Raw genomic sequence first — 17,331 nt, forward strand, 5'->3', positions numbered from 1 at the left:
TCAAACTGATCTTTTATTATTCGTTCAATGCCAGTTTCAGAGCCTCCAGATTCTGTCTCATCACACTAATGTAGTCCATTCCCGACGCGATCTCTTTCTCGGTGAGCCCCTCAATCGGGTTCAGTACTGCCGTCTTGGCTCCCACTTCACTTGCAATCGTCTCAGACACTTTGGAGGACACTAGTGTTTCGAAGAAAATCGTCTTCACCTGATGCTCTTTTGCAAAGTCAATGACGGATGCCATCTGCGCTGCCGAAGGTTCTTGTTCCGGAGACAATCCTGCGATGGGCACCTGTTGCAATCCATATTCCTGTGCAAGGTAGCCAAATGCAGCGTGTTGTGTGATGAAATCCTTGCGTTTGCTATCCGCCACAGCCGACTTGAAGTCTTGATCCAGTGACTCCAGCTGAGCAACGTAGGCATCTGCATTCTTCTTGAACTGTTCAGCATGTTCCGGGGCAGCCTGTGCCAATCCCGCTTCAATATTACGTACTTCTTTGACAGCCAGTGCAGGTGACAGCCATACGTGGGGATCCAGTCCACCGTGATCGTGATCATGTCCTTCTTCCGCTTCAGCGTCATGATCATGGTCGTGTTCTTCCGTAGTCACTCCAACCGCATGATCGTGGTCGTGTTCATCTGTAGTCGCTCCATTCGCATGGTCATGGTCATGATCGTGTTCTGTTGCCTCAGAATCTCCATGATGGTGATCATGTTCTCCACCTTCAAGCAGGTTGATGCCTTTACTTGCCTCCACCTGAATGAGCGAAGCATTGCTCAAACTTCCAGTGACCTGATCCATCCATGATTCCATACCCGCACCGTTGTATACAAGTACATCCGCTTTTTCAATGCTGGCAATGTCCTGTGGTGTGGGCTCCCAATCATGAGGCTCCATCCCTGCTGGAACGAGCGTATGCACCTCTGCCAGATCCCCTGCCACATTTTTGGTGAACTCGTACATCGGGTAGAAGCTGACCTGTACGTTTAGTTTGGCAGCTTCACTCTCTGTGGGGGCCGTATGACCGGTACCTGCAGAACTTGCATTTGTATTCGAAGCGGATTGTTGTCCGCAGCCTGCAACGATAAGTGTAAGACTGAACAATAATCCGAGCGTAGCTTTTTTACTGAATTTCATGTGATGTTTTCCTCCTTGAATGGTTGACCCGAATGACGTGCTGTGATTTTGTTTCTGTGCGGTGACGCTTGCGATTGTATCGTGCAATCAGCTTTTGCGCTGATATTCCAGTCAATAGAAAGACCAGCAGGATAAGAGCAATTGTTCCTCCTGGAGGTGTATTTAGATGGTAAGATGTTGTGAGTCCGCTAAAAATACCGATTAATCCTGTAATTACCGCGACAATAATCGCTGCTGTAAAACTTCGAGACACTCTCAGTGCCAAGGAAGCGGGCAGTACTATGAGAGCTGATACCAACAACACACCGACAATGGGCATGGCTGAAGCTACAGTCATTCCTGTCAGAATGGCAAAGGCAAACGATAATCCTTTCACCTGAACACCCCCTATGGAAGCTGTCTCTTCATCAAAGGTAAAGCTGTACAAAGGTCTGCGTAACAGAATGAAAAAAAGTAAACCAAACACACATACACTTGCCATCATCCACAACTGTATATCGCTAACTGCGACAATTGATCCGAATAAGTATGAGCTGAATGCCTTCGACAGATTAGTTTGGAGACTCATTAACACTACAGCAAGGGCCAGCCCCGAAGTCATGATGATCGCTACTGGTACCTCACTGTAGGTTCGGTAACTTCGCCGCAGTTGTTCAACCAATAATGCACCGATCAATGCGACAGCGAATCCACAGATGACCGGGTTAAGATTCATGACTGAACCGAGCGCAACCCCTGCGAGTGAGACGTGGGATAACGTGTCTGCCATTAGTACCTGCCGCCTGAGCATCAGATAGACTCCGAGAATTGGAGCGATGACTCCAATCAGTCCCCCTGCCCAGAAGGCACGTTGCATGAATTCGTACTCAAACACTGCCATTCCTCACTTTCTTGCCGCTCCAGAGTTATCGTTCGGTCCAATCGATCTCCCATTTCTTCCAGCCCGTGAGTAACCATAATAATGGTGATCCCATGTTCATCAGCATAGTGGCGCATCAGATTGTAGAATCCTTCACGACTGTGGCGGTCCATTCCTGTTGTAGGCTCATCCAGTACCAGAACCTGCGGTTGCCCAGCCATCGCTCTCGCGATACAGATCCTCTGCTTCTGTCCACCGGACAGTTCACCAACTCGTGTATCCCGATACTCCCACATGCCAACTTCACGCAAACTTCGTTCAACGATGGCATCCTGCTCTACTGTGAATCTGCGGAATAGTCCCAGCCTGGTGTAACACCCTGACCGAACCAGTTCAATTACGGTGCTGGGAAATCCACTATTAAACGATGCCACCTGCTGGGGCACATAACCGATATTGGAGTTGTTCCCACGTTTCAACTGTGGATTCATATGTATCGTGCCGCTCCAGGGCTTGAGCAGCCCCAGCAGCAGCTTTAACAGGGTCGTTTTGGCAGAGCCATTGGGACCTGTAATGCCTATGAACTCTCCCACATGGATATCCAGCGACAGTTGATCAATGACTGGCTCTTTGCCATATCCAAATACAACATCACGCATGGAAGATAGGATCATGCCGCTCCCTCTTTTCGTAAATTTTACGATTTAAAAATATCAAAAAAATTTATCTGGTTTCCCGGTGGATCGTCATTTTCTTCAAACGTGAGGAATACTTTTTCATCTCAAGTCTCTCCGGATGGTTACGCTTATTTTTGGTTGTTGTGTAGTTGCGATCGCCGCACTCGGTGCAGGCTAAGGTTACAATGACTCTCATGGTTGTTGCCTCCTCTTATTTAATCGTAATAATTACTATTTAATGATATTAGCCTATGCCTTTTCTTTTGTCAACTCCACGCCGGAAAAGGATCTTTCAATTCACGCCAGTTCAATTGCATCTCCTCCTCCGTAAGAAGAGTCTCATCCAAAGTACGTTCAATCTCCGCCCTGTTCATGTCAATACCGATGAATACCAATTTCGTTACCCGGTCACCCCACTCATCATCCCAATCCGGTATGTTTGGTAATGTATCGCCAAAGTGAAGTTGCCTTTCCTCCTCACTCATCGCACCTACCCATATTCCTGCTGGCGCAAGTTGCTTCGATGTCCCTGCATGACTGAACGAAATCGCCATATGGTTCCTTGTCGCCAGCCACATCAGACCCTTGGATCGCACGATGCTATCTGGATATTTGGCAATCCAACGCAGCAAGCGTTCCGGGTGGAATGGACGTTTACGATGATAGACAAATGAATGTATTCCATATTCTTCGGTCTCGGGTGTATGCTCCTCTTTCATTAATTCGCGGATCCAACCCGCGGACTGGCTTGCTTTTTCAAAATCAAAACGTCCTGTATTCAATATTTCTCTCGGATCAATCTGCCCATGTGTGGTGCGAATCAGCCTGGCTTCCGGTTGCATGGCGTGTAGTGCCTTCTCAAGCTTCGTCAGTTCTTCCTCCGACACCAGATCACATTTATTCAAAATCAGCACATCACAGAATTCCACTTGGTCCGTCAACAGATGAACAATTCCTCGAACATCGTCCTCGCCGGCTTCCTGTCCGCGGTCCTTCAATGTTTCTTTGGAATAAAAATCACGCCAGAACTGGGCAGCATCAACAACCGTAACCATCGTGTCCAGACGAGTGAATTTCGTCAAATCAATGCCGAGTTCCTCATCAATATACGTAAACGTCTGTGCAACAGGCACCGGCTCTCCAATACCCGTGGATTCAATCAATATGTAGTCAAAAGAACCATCCAGCGCCAGCCGCTCAACTTCTTTCAGCAGATCCTCCCGCAACGTGCAGCAGATGCAACCATTCGACATCTCTACCAGCTTTTCATCAATACGTGATAATCCTCCAGCATCTCGTATTAAGCCTGCATCGATGTTAACCTCACTAAGATCATTCACGATGACAGCAACCCGCATTCCCTCGCGATTATGAAGCACATGATTGAGCAGTGTCGTTTTGCCTGCACCCAAATATCCACTAAGTACGGTTACTGGAACCCGATGTTGAACCTGTTGATCTGACATTTCTACTTCCTCCACTCTGTTTAAGTTGTAGCCTTAATCGTAATTATTACCATTAATCATGATCAATCCGAACTATACCTCAGTTTTCTTTAGATTGTCAACTCTACTATGATAAAGAATCTTGATTAATCGTAAAAATGTTGATTAGAACACAGAAATGATGTATGTTGCTGCACGTACAAGCATATATTTTAGCAAAGTCCTAGTTGTGGAGGTCTGTTTCATGAAAATGGCAGCCAATCTGAAGCTCCTGTCCTTCCTGATCCCTTGTGCATTTCTTGTTCCCGTGTTGATCACGATGGCTCCAGATCTGAAGGAAGCATGGAACAGTGAAGCTTTGCAAAATATGAAAACCGTATTCATAGGTATTTTCCTTGAAGCCGCACCGTTTCTGCTCATGGGTGTGCTATTGTCTTCGCTCATGCAGTGGTTCGTATCCGAAGAAATGGTCCGCAGACTTACGCCTAAGAACCCGATCGGCGGTGTGCTGGTTGCGGGGCTGCTTGGTATTATTTTTCCTATCTGTGAATGTGGAATGATCCTGGTCGTAAGAAGGTTGATGCACAAAGGCATGCCTGCCTATATCGCAGTTACGTTCATCTTGAGTGGGCCTGTAGTGAATCCCATCGTATTTACCGCAACCTTGCTCGCCTTTCCCTCCCATCCTGAGATTACCATTGCCCGCATGGGACTGGCCTTTGCCGTGGCAGCTTCCATAGGTGGATTGGTATATGTGTTCGTTCGTCGAAATCCCCTTCGATTGCCAAAAGTTGCAGTGACAGAGGTCAAGACGCATCCTGGATTTAAAATGGCTCAACCTCATGCTCATGCAAATGCTCATGAACACAACCATGTGAAAAACTGGCGCAGCTTCTTCATTCATGCCGGAGATGAATTTATCGATATGAGCAAATATCTGGTGATCGGTGCCCTGATTACAGCCTGCATCCAGACATTCATTAGCCGCAGCGATCTCATCTCACTTGGCAATGGTCCTGTCGCCTCCTATGTGTTTATGATGGCCTTTGCTTATGTACTGTCTCTCTGCTCCACTTCGGATGCTTTTGTGGCTTCTGCGTTCTCACATACGTTTGCACTGGGGCCGCTGGTATCCTTCCTTGTGTTAGGTCCGATGCTGGATTTTAAAAGCACGCTTATGCTGCTCTCGACCTTCCGTACCCGGTTTGTTATCGGTCTAAGTCTGGCGATTATCACACTCGTCTTTGTCGGCTCTTGGTTGATTAACCTGCTGGTATAAACGTTGAGCAACATACTTCATGACCTGAATGGTTAACCCCATGAACTTTCATCCTAACTATGATATAGAAATGAGGTGATGATATGAACCACACTGTTTATACGATAACCAAATCTCCTGTTCCAAGATCACACTTCATCCAATGGCATAACCTGATCCGTGCAGGATGGATCGGCGGGTTAGCAGTATACATTATTCACTTGAATTCGAGTGATTCTCTTCATTATTATTTGGCACCAACGATGCAAAAACTGCTGTTATGCTGCCCTGTTCCCTTTTTATTTATTGCTGTTATCATGGCTTGGCATGGATTATTCGGCAGAAACGAGGTTCATTGCGACTGTGAACATCCACCGCCTTCCGGTTTGCTACGCAGCTCGTTAGTCTATGGTCTGATTGCTATTCCCTTGTTGCTGGGATTTCTGTTACCTGATCGGGCTCTTGGCAGCTCTATGGCCAGTCAGAAAGGCATGTCTCTCACCTATGCTCCTCCGGAGATTCGTCGTAAAGAGCCTTTACCTGAAACAGTAAAATTAAATGTACAGGATCTTGCACAGCAAAAACAGCAACAAACTGCTGTTACATCTACAACGGCCACTACCGTGCAATTTGTACCGCCGGATGAGTACAGCCGTGAATTCGCAGAACTGGCAGAGAAGTTATATGCCGAACAGGTCATTCGAGTCTATCCTGAAATTTTCTCTGAAACACTCGGCACGATCGATATGTTCCAGCGACAATTTGCAGGCAAAGATATCTCGTTATCCGGGTTTGTTTATCGGGACAAAAGCATGGATCATGAATCACATTTTGCACTCGGACGATTTCTCGTCATGTGCTGTCCTGCTGATGCTGCTCCCTTCGGCGTCATGGTTCACATCCCAGAAGCAAATAATCTCCCTACTGACAGCTGGGTGCAAATCGATGGCACCATCGGCTCTGCACAAGTAGATGGCAAAGATACCATTGAGATTCGTGCAACAAAGGTGACACCTGTATCCGAGCCGTCCACGCCTTACATTTATACAAGTGCCGATTCCGTAATGGCGTATGAACAAATTAAGAGCCGATAATCGCTATCATTAACAGCGGGCTCTTCAACGACAAAAAAGCCCCAAAACTATGGATTTCATAGTCTGGGGCTTTCGTGTTCAGTCAGATATTAGATTAGATTTCATCTGCTCTGATTTGTTTATTATTCCGTAACGATATCATGAACCAATACAGGAGCATCGGCATGATCCGAAATCGTAATGTTTTCTTTGATCTTCGCAATGACATCTGCTACATCTTCACGATTCGCATGGATCGTTACGAGGGACTCACCAGCTTTGACTGGGTCACCGACTTTTTTGTTCAGCATCAGACCAACCGCGAGATCGATTTCAGACTCTTTTGTTGCACGGCCCGCGCCCAGCAGCATTGCAGCAGTTCCGATTTCGTCAGCAACGATTCCGGCAACATATCCGTCTTTGTCTGCTGGTACTTCAATCAGGTACTGTGCTTGTGGCAAACGATCTGGATGATCCACAACCGAAGCGTCTCCGCCTTGGTTTGCCAGGAAATCTTTGAACTTCTCCAGTGCTTTACCGTTCTGGATCACTTCTTTCAATTTCTCCTCAGCATGCTCCAAAGAATCTGCCTTACCAGCAAGGAATACCATCTGACGTCCAAGTGCCAGACACAATTCTTCCAGATCTTTCGGACCTTTCCCTTGCAGGGTGAGGATAGCTTCTTTTACTTCAAGCGCGTTACCAATCGCCAGACCCAGTGGTTGGGACATGTCGGAGATAACCGCCATCGTTTTACGTCCAACATTGTTACCAATGCTAACCATGGCATGTGCCAATTCTTTAGCATCTTCCGTTGTTTTCATGAATGCACCTGCACCCGTCTTAACATCCAATACAATCGCATCTGCACCTGCTGCAATTTTCTTGCTCATGATGGAGCTGGCGATCAGTGGGATGGAGTTAACGGTAGCTGTTACATCACGCAGAGCATAGAGTTTCTTGTCAGCTGGCGTGAGGTTACCACTTTGTCCGATAACGGCAACCTTATGCTCGTTGACGAGACGAATGAACTCTTCTTTTTCAAGCTCTACGTGGAAACCAGCAACGGATTCCAGCTTGTCGGTTGTACCACCTGTGTGACCAAGTCCACGTCCGGACATTTTGGCAACAGGAACATCCAGCGCAGCAACGAGCGGAGCGAGTACCAGTGTTGTTGTATCGCCCACTCCTCCTGTGGAGTGCTTGTCTACTTTGATTCCTTCGATAGCAGACAGGTCGATCGTTTCACCGGAATTCACCATCGACATGGTCAGGTCCGCGCGTTCTTTATCTGTCATATCTTTGAAGAATACCGCCATCGCCCATGCGCTGACTTGATAGTCCGGAATCTCTCCTTGTGTGTATCCTTGAACAACAAAATCAATCTCAGCTGTTGTCAGTTCTTTACCGTCGCGTTTCTTGGCAATAATGTCTACCATTCTCATGATGATCTCTCCTTGTGTGTATTGATTGTATAGAACACTTTGTTATTAGACCGTTGACCGTTCCGGCTCCGGATCGTTCTTTCGATCGCTGTTGTCTCCAAGTTTTTTGATCCATTTGGCAATGGGAAAACTCGGAGACAAAGGCGAACGCTTCGCTTCTTCAGAATCGATTCCGGGTCCTTCACTCCGTGCTTAAAACAAAAGTTTCGATTAAATCAAATGATGATGAATATAAAATACAACAATTACAGTGTGATTGCTGTGTCCAGAGCCACTACCATCATGTCGTTGAACGTTTTTTGACGCTCTTCGGCAGATGTTTCTTCGCCTGTCAGCAAGTGGTCACTTACTGTCAGGATGGTCAGTGCGTTAACACCGAACTTAGCAGCGATGGTGTACAGTGCTGTTGTTTCCATCTCTACGCCGAGTACGCCGTGCTTCATCAATTTCTCAGTGACGGAACGGTCATCACGGTAGAATGAATCGGAGCTGAACACGTTACCGACATGAATCTTCATGCCTTTAGCTGTTGCACGGTCATATGCTTCTTTCAGCAGAGAGAACGTAGCGATTGGCGAGAAGTCATATCCACCAAATACATGTTTGTTCATGCTGGAATCCGTACATGCTGCTTGTGCAAGGATGACGTCACGTACACGTACATGCTCCTGCATACCGCCGCAAGTCCCTACACGAATCAGGTTTTTCACGCCATATTCACTGATTAACTCGTTAGCATAGATTGCAAAAGACGGAATGCCCATCCCTGAACCTTGTACCGAAATCCGGTGTCCTTGATATGTACCTGTGTAACCAAGCATTCCACGAACCTCGTTGTAACATACAACATCTTCGAGGTACGTATCTGCAATATACTTCGCGCGCAAAGGGTCCCCTGGCAATAGGATTGTTTCTGCGATATCTCCGGGTTTTGCTCCAATATGTGTACTCATGAATGAATCTCCTCCAGTTATATATTTAGTCTATTATGATGGCAGGAACCGGAGCAGCAGAGCTACTCCGATATCCCCTATCCAGTTTCAGCAAAAACCTATTTCAGATCCTTCAGGAAGCTGGTGCCGTATTCTGGCATTTTCACGCCAAAGTTCTCGGCTACGGTTGCACCAAGGTCAGCAAAAGTGCTGCGCAGATCAAGCTGTTTGCCCTCGCTGAAGCGCGGAGAGTAGGCAAGCAGCGGAACATATTCACGTGTATGATCTGTTCCACGGTAAGTTGGATCGTTACCATGATCAGCTGTAATCAGCAGCAGGTCATCATTGGTCATTTTGGCAAAAATCTCTGGCAGTCTTGCATCATAGTCTTCAAGCGCCTGAGCATACCCTTGTGGATCACGACGGTGACCATATAGGGCATCAAAGTCAACCAGGTTCAGGAAGCTGAGTCCAGTGAACGCTTCATCCATCGTCTCAGACAACTTGTCCATGCCATCCATGTTAGAGACAGTACGAACAGCCTTGGTTACACCTTCGCCATCATAGATATCTGCGATTTTACCGAGGGCAATCACATCAAATCCGCTATCTTGCAGTTCATTCATTACTGTACGACCAAAAGGTTTGAGCGCGTAGTCATGACGATTCGCAGTACGTTTCCAGTTACCCGCTTCACCGACAAATGGACGGGCAATAATGCGGCCGAGCATGTACGGATCTTCAAGTGTTATTTCACGGCAGAACTCACAGATCTCATACAGTTCTTTCAGTGGAACAACGTCCTCATGTGCTGCAATTTGCAGAACCGAATCCGCGGATGTGTAGACGATGAGCGCGCCAGTTTCGACATGCTCTGCACCCAGTTCATCGAGAATTTCCGTGCCACTAGCCGGTTTGTTACCGATGACCTTCCGGCCCGTTTTCTCTTCAATGCGCTGAATCAACTCATCGGGAAAACCATTCTCGAACACACGGAAAGGTGTATCAATATAAAGACCCATCAGCTCCCAATGACCTGTCATGGTGTCTTTGCCTCTGGAGGCTTCCTGCATCTTGGTGTAATACGCTTTAGGTGCATCCACTACAGGCACACCCTCAATTTCTTTGATATTGGACAGTCCGAGACTGGCCATGTGAGGCATGTTTAGACCTCCGCGTTCACGTGCAATGTGACCAAAGGTATCTACATCAAAATCATCAAATTCTGCTGCATCCGGCGCTTCGCCGATCCCTACAGAATCCATAACAATCAGATGTACTCTTTTAAATGTTGACATAACCTAAGCACTCCTTCCAAATAATCCAGCTTACAAGAACAGTCCAGTAATAATCGCTGACAGCACGCTGACAAGCGATGCACCGTAAAGCAGCTTCAGACCGAAGCGGGCGACCACATTACCTTGCTTCTCATGGAGTCCCTTCACCGCACCAGCAATGATACCGATGGAGGAGAAGTTGGCGAACGACACGAGGAAGACGGATACGATACCCGTTGTTCTGGCAGACATTGCAGTCTCCTTCAAATTAAGCATAGCGACAAATTCGTTGGATACCATTTTGGTTGCCATAATACTTCCTGCCTGAATCGCTTCTTTCCATGGAACACCCATGATGAAGGCAAATGGTGCAAACACATAACCAAGCAGCTCTTGGAACGAAATGCCAAGCACCGAGCTGAAAACTCCGTTAACAAGGGCAATCAAGGCAACAAAACCGATTAACATCGCAGCTACGATGATAGCAACTTTGAATCCATCCAGGATGTACTCGCCGAGCATTTCGAAGAACGATTGTTTCTCTTCATCCTGCACTTCCAATATATCTTCTTCTTCCGTCACCCGATAAGGGTTAACGATCGAAGCAATGATAAAACCGCCAAACAGGTTCAGTACAAGAGCTGTAACCACATATTTCGGCTCGATCATGGTCATATAAGCACCAACGATGGACATCGAGACCGTGGACATCGCCGAAGCACACAAGGTGTACAGCCGATGTTTTGGCAACAACCCAATTTGTTTTTTCACAGAAATGAACACTTCAGATTGCCCCAATACAGCCGAAGCAACCGCGTTATATGATTCCAGTTTGCCCATTCCGTTGATTTTGCTTAATACCAGACCAATATATTTTATAACAAAAGGCAAGATTCGGATATACTGCAATATCCCAATAAGTGCCGAGATGACAACAATCGGCATCAACACATTCAGGAAGAAGGGCGCCCCCCCGCTCTCTGCACCTACGGTAGTTAAACCCCCAAATACAAATGCGATACCTTCATTCGCATAGTCGAGTAAACTTTTAAATACGGTAGCGAAACCGCCAATTAAAAAAGTACCCACTCCTGTATTCAACAGAGCATAAGCTAGTATAACTTGCAAAACAATCATAACGACCAGCGGCCGATATCGAATCTTCTTTTTACCGTTGCTTGCGATATAAGCCAGTCCAAAAACAACGAGTAAACCAAGAAGGGCAATTAGAAATTTCATTTGATCTCTCCTTTGAAGGTAGTTAAGCCGGATGTGAAATTCAGCTCAAAGGGTGCTTAAAGCATTTTTAACAGTAATCTTTCAGAAAACTTATGAAGCGCTTACAATAAGTTCCGTTAATTAAAATATAAGTGTAAATTGTATTCCCTGTACCTGAGACGAACGCTCAAGTACAGAGAACATAACATTACTTTTGTTGGATAAGCTTGTGCTTATTAAACTTTTTGCTTAATAAGAAGATGTAGATTGACCGCCCTGCATAATCTTCACGCCAGAGCTTGCACCGATCCGAGTCGCACCCGCTTCAATCATTTTCTGCATATCTTCCAGGCTACGTACACCACCGGAAGCTTTAACGCCAACATCAGGACCTACAGTACGACGCATCAAAGCGATATCTTCTGGCGTTGCTCCACCTGTAGAGAAACCTGTAGAAGTTTTAACAAAATCAGCTCCAGCTCGTACAGCTGCCTGACAAGCACGTACTTTCTCATCATCCGTCAACAGACAAGTTTCAATAATAACTTTCACCAAAGCTTTACCCGCAGCCGCTTCAACGACAGCACGAATATCTTGTTCAACATAATCATCCTTGCCATCTTTCAAAGCACTGATGTTAATGACCATATCGACTTCAGTTGCACCTTTAGCAATCGCATCCTTGGTTTCGAAAGCTTTTGTCTCCGTTGTGGATGCTCCCAGAGGGAAACCAATAACGGTGCAGATGTCAACGCCAGTACCCTGCAACTGCTCAGCAGCATAAGCAACCCAACCTGGATTAACACATACAGAAGCAAATTGATATTGCTTCGCTTCTTCGGTTAACTTGGCCATTTCACTTTGCGTTGCGTCCGCACGAAGCAACGTATGGTCGATCATTTTAGCTAATTGTGGTGTAGTCAATTGAATCTCTCCCTTATCTGAACTAGTTATTTTCTATACCCTTACACTAACATGAACATATGTAAAAATCAACTTGAACTTTTGTTCACACCTTGACTTACCGTTCTTGCTTCATTATATTTTCTGCCTAACAAAGCAAAACATCCGCCCTTTTTACGTGGCAGATGTTGTCATCCATATCCATTTGAAATTAGAACCGCAGTAATGCCTGGGCTGTGTACTGATCCGTAACCAAAATATTCGCATAATGACCTTTAAGCGCGGCGTGAATCGCTTCAATTTTGCGTTGACCCCCGGCGACCAGGATGGATTTTTCCTTATTTCTCAATTCAGCCAAGTCAATGCCGACGGTTCTGCTGTTAATCTCTTCACTAATCAACTGACCTTCCGCATCGAAAAAGCGTGAACAAATGTCACCTGCACCAGAGTTCATTAATAATTGTTGCTCTTCTTCATTAAAGTAGCCAAGCCTGAACAATAAAGCATCTTCTTTTACAGTACCCACGGTGAACAAAGCGATGTTGGCCTGTCTGCCCAGTTCTACGATTCTGCCGATATGCCGATCGGCCTCCACCATGTTCTTCACTTCGATGTTGTCGAAAATAACGGGCAGTGGCAAATACCTTGGTACCGTGTGGAAAGCTTCAGCGAATAAATGTACAATCTCAGCAGCATACGTATTGACATGGGAGTGGCTTACGCCCCCCTTCAATTGTACAACTTCGACACCTTTAACCTGCTTGGGACGGAGCTGACGTGCTACGGCATGCATGGTTGTTCCCCAAGTCACCCCGATAATATCCGCATCCTGAACCGTCTCCTGAAGGTAGTCTGCTGCTCGTTTGCTGATATGCTTCTGTATTTCCTCATCACTCTTCAACGGGGCAAAACACACAAGTGCCGTATCCAGATCATATTTCGACTTGAGTTCTCCGGCAATGATATCGATATCCTCCAGCGGGTCCATTATTTCAATCCGGACGTATCCCCGATCTTTCGCATACTGAAGTAACCTTGATACGGTTGGACGCGACACGCCCAATCTTGCAGCAATATCCTGCTGGCTGTAATCGGACTGATAATACAATTTCGCTGCTTCAATGCTTAATCGTTGCTTCTCCAGGTCCATTCCCATGTGCGCTCATCTCACTCATCCCTATTATCGTTGGAACACAAATACTCGTCCTGTATATTATACATGGATTTAGTATCTGGTTACTATATAGCATTCAATTCAGTATCGGCTCCATCCATTCAATTCCTTTCTGACGTATAAAACGAGGAAAACGATGCATACTACTGCGGTCGCTTCATTATTGCCAAGATTGGTTCAACCATTAATCGCACAGAGAGGAAGAACTGCATGTCTACCTTATTGTATATTACTGCCCATCCTCATGATCATGAAACCTCCTTCAGCATGGCTACGGGCAAAGCATTTATTGATGCGTATCGTGAAAGTCACCCTTCCGATGAGGTTGTTCACCTCGATCTGTACCGCTCGGATATTCCGCATATCGATGCGGATGTCTTCAGTGGCTGGGGCAAACTGCAATCGGGCAGTGACCTGACTTCGAAAGAGCAGGCGAAAGTAAGCCGTTTGAATGAACTGTCGGATCAATTTGCCTCAGCAGATAAATATGTTTTTGTAACCCCGATGTGGAACTTCTCATTTCCTCCCATTCTGAAGGCATATGTGGACTCTATCTGTGTGGCCGGCAAAACATTCCGGTATACAGAACAAGGTCCTGTTGGACTGTTGTCTGACAAAAAAGCGCTGCATATTCAAGCACGCGGTGGCATTTATTCCGAAGGCCCAGCGGCTCAGATGGAATCCGGTCATCGTTATCTAAGCATTATCATGTCATTCCTCGGTGTGCCGAACCTTGATGGCATCTTTGTAGAGGGACATAATCAATATAAAGATCGTGCAGATGAGATCAAGCAACAAGCCATTGAACAGGCGCGCACTTTCGCAAAACAGTTTTAGAGAGGTAGTTTCATCCCATCTTCTCGGTACTGAAAACCGAACTTTTTGAACACTCACTTAAAGTGTATTAAACAAAACTAAACCAAAAACAAAACCCGCGTGCGACCTAGGGATATTCCCAGGAAACACGCGGGTTTTCAATGTATAATCAACCTGGAGCTTATTGACGTCCAGCGCTGGCACGGCTCATCGTTTCAAGTTTACGTGTAATCGCATGACGGTCCACTTTCAATCCCCATATCATCTCGATAATCTGCTCTTTCTCTTCCGGATTGTCCGCATGCTTCAGTTGCATTAACAGCTCATGCATCTGTTCATTAATGCCTTCAAATTGGTTCCATAGATCCTGTCTTACCTCTGTTGAATCCAGATGATGATTCGCATCGACTTCTTCCTTCAATGCTTGCAGAATGGCATCTTTCCATTCGTCATCACCTAGCTGTTTCGCAATGTTCAGGAGATCCAGATAATCGTCAACAAGAAGTGAGTTCAATTCAGCATGTGTTTTCATCGTTTATTGCATCCCCTTTTCGTCTATTTACCAAGTATTATACTCGGTATTTCAGCATATGCAATAGCTGTCGGAAAAAGTTGCTTTATGTAGCCTGTGCCTATCCATTCAGATAGCTGCATAACAGTCCGCGTTCTGTTCCGCTTACGCCTGAACCAAGGCAGTAGAAAACCAACTACAACGCATTGTTCGGATTTGTGCTGATAGCCACGAATCCAACCTTCGATGCTTTCTAATTCAACAATAAAAAAGAGCATTTTACATCCTTTAGTCCAACGTTTAGCTGGAGGATGCAAACTGCCCTCATGGAAGTAATATTTTGAATCATGAACACACTCACGAAGGAACAAATAAGGTCTCAGGACTTGAGTTGTTGCAGCAACTGCACACGGTATGCTTCACTCTCAAGGGATTGAATTTCCTTGTATTCTTCGGCAGTAAGCACTTTGGGTTCCCCCGCTGCCTTGGCGATCATATACACCTTCGCACTTTCTTCCACGACCTGGGTGCGGTAATAGGCTTCACGGAGGTTTTTACCCGTTGTGACCAATCCGTGATTGACTAGAATGAGTGCCGTATGTTCCTCTACCTTTGCTGAGACTGCATCCGCGAGAAGTTTGGTCGTTGGCAGAACGTAAGGCACGAATCCGATATCACCCACCAATGCGGACTGATCCGGAAACAAGTGTGGCAATTCATTGAAAACGAGACTGAGTGCGATTGTATATGCCGGATGTGTATGTACAATGGCTTGAATATCCGGATTCACACGATAGCTGTACAGATGCATCAAGACTTCAGAGGAAGGGCGTGTTGCTCCGGCACGAGTCTCCCCTGTCTCGATATCAATTGCAATCCATTCTTCAGGCTCCAGATCTTCAAGCGCGTAACCACTCGGAGACAACAACATCGTCCCCTCCGAACGGGCGCTCAGATTACCACCTGGGCCTACGACCAGTCCTTGGGCAACTGCTCTGCGGGCATATTTCGTCAGCTCTTCCCTTATTTGCTGTTCAGACATGTTCCTCACCACTCCTCGAACTTTTCTTTTTTAGCATTTTGCGTTTATGCTCATTACTTTGAATCTGTTCATTACCTTTTGATGTGATTCAGACTTTGGTAGTTTTCATAAGCTTCTTGCCACACCTCTGTATCCTCAGGTTCATAGGTTTCGGGGGAAAAGGAAGCAGCCATGACCTCCCGAACATCGGCCAAGCTACTCACTTCTCCATGAGCAAGGAATTGCAGCATGCAATTCCCGGCTGAAGTCGCCTCTGCGGGGCCTGCCACCACCGGTACACCGGCTGCATTGGCTGTAAACTGACACAATAGTCGATTGTGCACACCGCCACCAACCATATGAATGACACCAGGTCTTGTACCTGTAATCAACTGCAGTTCATCCAGCGTCTGTCTGAATTCCAGAGCAAGACTTTCCAGAATGCAGCGTACAACCGCTCCAGTCGTTTCAGGTACAGTCTGTCCGCTGGCGCTGCATTGTTGTCGTATTCGCTCAGCCATATTCCCTGGCGCCAAATATACGCTATCTCCCGGCGATACGTAACTTTGATGCGGCGTTGCCAAGGCAGCCAGCTGAACCAGTTCTTCATGTGTGAAACGTTGATTCTCCCGTTCCCATTGTCGTTTGCATTCCTGTAGCAGCCACAGACCTGAACGATTTTTCAGGGTACGCACTTTACCACTTACGGTGCCTTCATTGGTGAATCCCAATGCACGGCTTTGGTCATCCAATACAGGTGTATCACGCTCCACACCCATAAGAGACCAGGTTCCACAGCTGATAAAAGCGAAATTCGAATCCATCGCAGGGATGGCTGCCAAGGCAGATGCGGTATCATGTGAGCCCACAGAGACCACCTGCATCGGTCCAGTCCGTAATTCGGCGTACAACTCAGGTGTTAAATTGCCCAGTATGGTACCAGGCTGAACGAGTTTTGGAAATAATGTTTCCGGTAGACCGAGACGCCCGAACAGGTGCTTATTCCATCGCGCCTCACCTGCATGCAACAGCCCGCTGGTACTTGCAATCGTATATTCACAAGCCTGATGACCGGATAGATAATAGTGAAATAAATCAGGCATGAATAACATCCGCACATCCGGACGCAAACCTTCGGCCTGCTCTCGTACACTCCCTACCAGTTGAAATACGGTGTTGATCTGCTGCGGCAGGACACCGGACATGGCATACAGTTCTTCTTCTTTCACCATGTGCAGAACTTCTTCCATCCACTGTGCATTGCGTGCTTCCCTATAGTGACGTGGGTTCGAGCACAATCTTCCCGCACCATCCACCAATCCATAGTCCACCCCCCATGTATCCACTGCTATTGAACGGACCGATGGAGAGATACCTTGCGTCCCTTTCACAATGCCATGTTTTAATTCATGAAAAAGTCGCAGGAAATCCCAATACAATCCGCCCCCCAGCTGCACGGGTTCGTTGTTGAATCGATGTACTTCTTGTAACGAGAGTTTGCTTCCATCAAAAGAACCCCGGACTACACGTCCACTACCAGCACCGTAATCGGCAGCAAGCACATGTGTTGCTTGATCGCCCAAT

17 protein-coding genes are annotated in these 17,331 nt (G+C 46.5%); 3 read left to right on the top strand and 14 right to left on the bottom strand.

The window, feature by feature from the left end; all coding sequences use genetic code 11:
- Positions 1-16 precede the first annotated feature (16 nt).
- The 5 genes from MKZ12_RS16900 to MKZ12_RS16920 form a co-directional block, all read right to left on the bottom strand.
- On the bottom strand, positions 17-1,138 hold the full coding sequence (locus tag MKZ12_RS16900) for a zinc ABC transporter substrate-binding protein (RefSeq protein WP_339255672.1): 1,122 nt from the start codon (positions 1,136-1,138) through the stop codon (positions 17-19).
- Entirely contained in the window at positions 1,125-2,018 is an 894-nt protein-coding gene (locus MKZ12_RS16905) for a metal ABC transporter permease (protein WP_339255675.1), read from the bottom strand. The genes MKZ12_RS16900 and MKZ12_RS16905 overlap by 14 nt, the downstream gene beginning before the upstream one ends.
- Positions 1,964-2,671, bottom strand: a complete 708-nt coding sequence (locus MKZ12_RS16910) for a metal ABC transporter ATP-binding protein (protein WP_339255676.1) — start codon at positions 2,669-2,671, stop codon at positions 1,964-1,966. Before MKZ12_RS16910 ends, MKZ12_RS16905 begins: the two co-directional genes overlap by 55 nt.
- 49 nt (positions 2,672-2,720) lie before the next feature.
- Positions 2,721-2,870 (bottom strand): 50S ribosomal protein L33, encoded by a 150-nt coding sequence (gene rpmG / locus MKZ12_RS16915; RefSeq protein WP_339255678.1) that lies wholly within the window; start codon positions 2,868-2,870, stop codon positions 2,721-2,723.
- Between the two features lie 70 nt (positions 2,871-2,940).
- Complete coding sequence (locus tag MKZ12_RS16920) at positions 2,941-4,140, bottom strand: GTP-binding protein (RefSeq protein ID WP_339255679.1); 1,200 nt, start codon at positions 4,138-4,140, stop codon at positions 2,941-2,943.
- A gap of 223 nt (positions 4,141-4,363) precedes the next feature.
- Here MKZ12_RS16920 and MKZ12_RS16925 point away from each other — a divergent pair, with 223 nt between their 5' ends.
- Together MKZ12_RS16925 and MKZ12_RS16930 are read left to right on the top strand one after the other, a co-directional pair.
- Positions 4,364-5,398, top strand: a complete 1,035-nt coding sequence (locus MKZ12_RS16925) for a permease (RefSeq protein ID WP_339255682.1) — start codon at positions 4,364-4,366, stop codon at positions 5,396-5,398.
- 83 nt (positions 5,399-5,481) lie between these two features.
- The gene (locus MKZ12_RS16930) at positions 5,482-6,471 is read left to right on the top strand and encodes a TIGR03943 family protein (RefSeq protein ID WP_339255684.1); all 990 of its coding nucleotides are present in this window, start codon (positions 5,482-5,484) and stop codon (positions 6,469-6,471) included.
- 122 nt (positions 6,472-6,593) lie between these two features.
- Here the strand turns inward: MKZ12_RS16930 and MKZ12_RS16935 are convergent, their stop codons facing one another.
- From MKZ12_RS16935 to MKZ12_RS16960, 6 genes are all read right to left on the bottom strand, one after another.
- Positions 6,594-7,895 (bottom strand): pyrimidine-nucleoside phosphorylase, encoded by a 1,302-nt coding sequence (locus MKZ12_RS16935; protein ID WP_339255686.1) that lies wholly within the window; start codon positions 7,893-7,895, stop codon positions 6,594-6,596.
- Positions 7,896-8,140: 245 nt separating this feature from the next.
- Positions 8,141-8,848: a purine-nucleoside phosphorylase gene (deoD, locus tag MKZ12_RS16940; RefSeq protein ID WP_017688193.1), complete on the bottom strand. Its 708-nt coding sequence runs from the start codon at positions 8,846-8,848 to the stop codon at positions 8,141-8,143.
- 98 nt (positions 8,849-8,946) lie between these two features.
- Positions 8,947-10,125 (bottom strand): phosphopentomutase, encoded by a 1,179-nt coding sequence (gene deoB, locus MKZ12_RS16945; protein WP_339255688.1) that lies wholly within the window; start codon positions 10,123-10,125, stop codon positions 8,947-8,949.
- 30 nt (positions 10,126-10,155) lie between these two features.
- Positions 10,156-11,343 carry a nucleoside transporter C-terminal domain-containing protein gene (locus tag MKZ12_RS16950; RefSeq protein WP_339255690.1) on the bottom strand — a complete coding sequence of 396 codons (1,188 nt, stop codon included), beginning with the start codon at positions 11,341-11,343 and terminating at the stop codon, positions 10,156-10,158.
- A 228-nt stretch (positions 11,344-11,571) separates the two neighbouring features.
- Positions 11,572-12,222, bottom strand: a complete 651-nt coding sequence (gene deoC / locus MKZ12_RS16955; RefSeq protein ID WP_339243108.1) for a deoxyribose-phosphate aldolase — start codon at positions 12,220-12,222, stop codon at positions 11,572-11,574.
- Positions 12,223-12,436: 214 nt separating this feature from the next.
- Positions 12,437-13,375 (bottom strand): sugar-binding transcriptional regulator, encoded by a 939-nt coding sequence (locus MKZ12_RS16960; protein WP_062836066.1) that lies wholly within the window; start codon positions 13,373-13,375, stop codon positions 12,437-12,439.
- 234 nt (positions 13,376-13,609) lie between these two features.
- On the opposite strand from MKZ12_RS16960, the gene MKZ12_RS16965 reads away from it, so the two are divergent.
- The gene (locus MKZ12_RS16965) at positions 13,610-14,236 is read left to right on the top strand and encodes an FMN-dependent NADH-azoreductase (RefSeq protein WP_339255692.1); all 627 of its coding nucleotides are present in this window, start codon (positions 13,610-13,612) and stop codon (positions 14,234-14,236) included.
- Between the two features lie 160 nt (positions 14,237-14,396).
- Here the strand turns inward: MKZ12_RS16965 and MKZ12_RS16970 are convergent, their stop codons facing one another.
- The 3 genes from MKZ12_RS16970 to MKZ12_RS16980 all read right to left on the bottom strand — a co-directional run bounded on the left by MKZ12_RS16970 (position 14,397) and on the right by MKZ12_RS16980 (position 17,330).
- Positions 14,397-14,747: a hypothetical protein gene (locus MKZ12_RS16970; protein WP_339255693.1), complete on the bottom strand. Its 351-nt coding sequence runs from the start codon at positions 14,745-14,747 to the stop codon at positions 14,397-14,399.
- A gap of 358 nt (positions 14,748-15,105) precedes the next feature.
- Positions 15,106-15,768, bottom strand: coding sequence for a class II aldolase/adducin family protein (locus tag MKZ12_RS16975; RefSeq protein WP_339255695.1), 663 nt, complete (start codon positions 15,766-15,768; stop codon positions 15,106-15,108).
- A 71-nt stretch (positions 15,769-15,839) separates the two neighbouring features.
- The gene (locus tag MKZ12_RS16980; protein ID WP_339255697.1) at positions 15,840-17,330 is read right to left on the bottom strand and encodes a rhamnulokinase family protein; all 1,491 of its coding nucleotides are present in this window, start codon (positions 17,328-17,330) and stop codon (positions 15,840-15,842) included.
- Position 17,331: the final 1 nt, after the last annotated feature.

This window comes from Paenibacillus sp. FSL R5-0713 (genome assembly GCF_037973325.1).
Lineage (GTDB): Bacteria > Bacillota > Bacilli > Paenibacillales > Paenibacillaceae > Paenibacillus.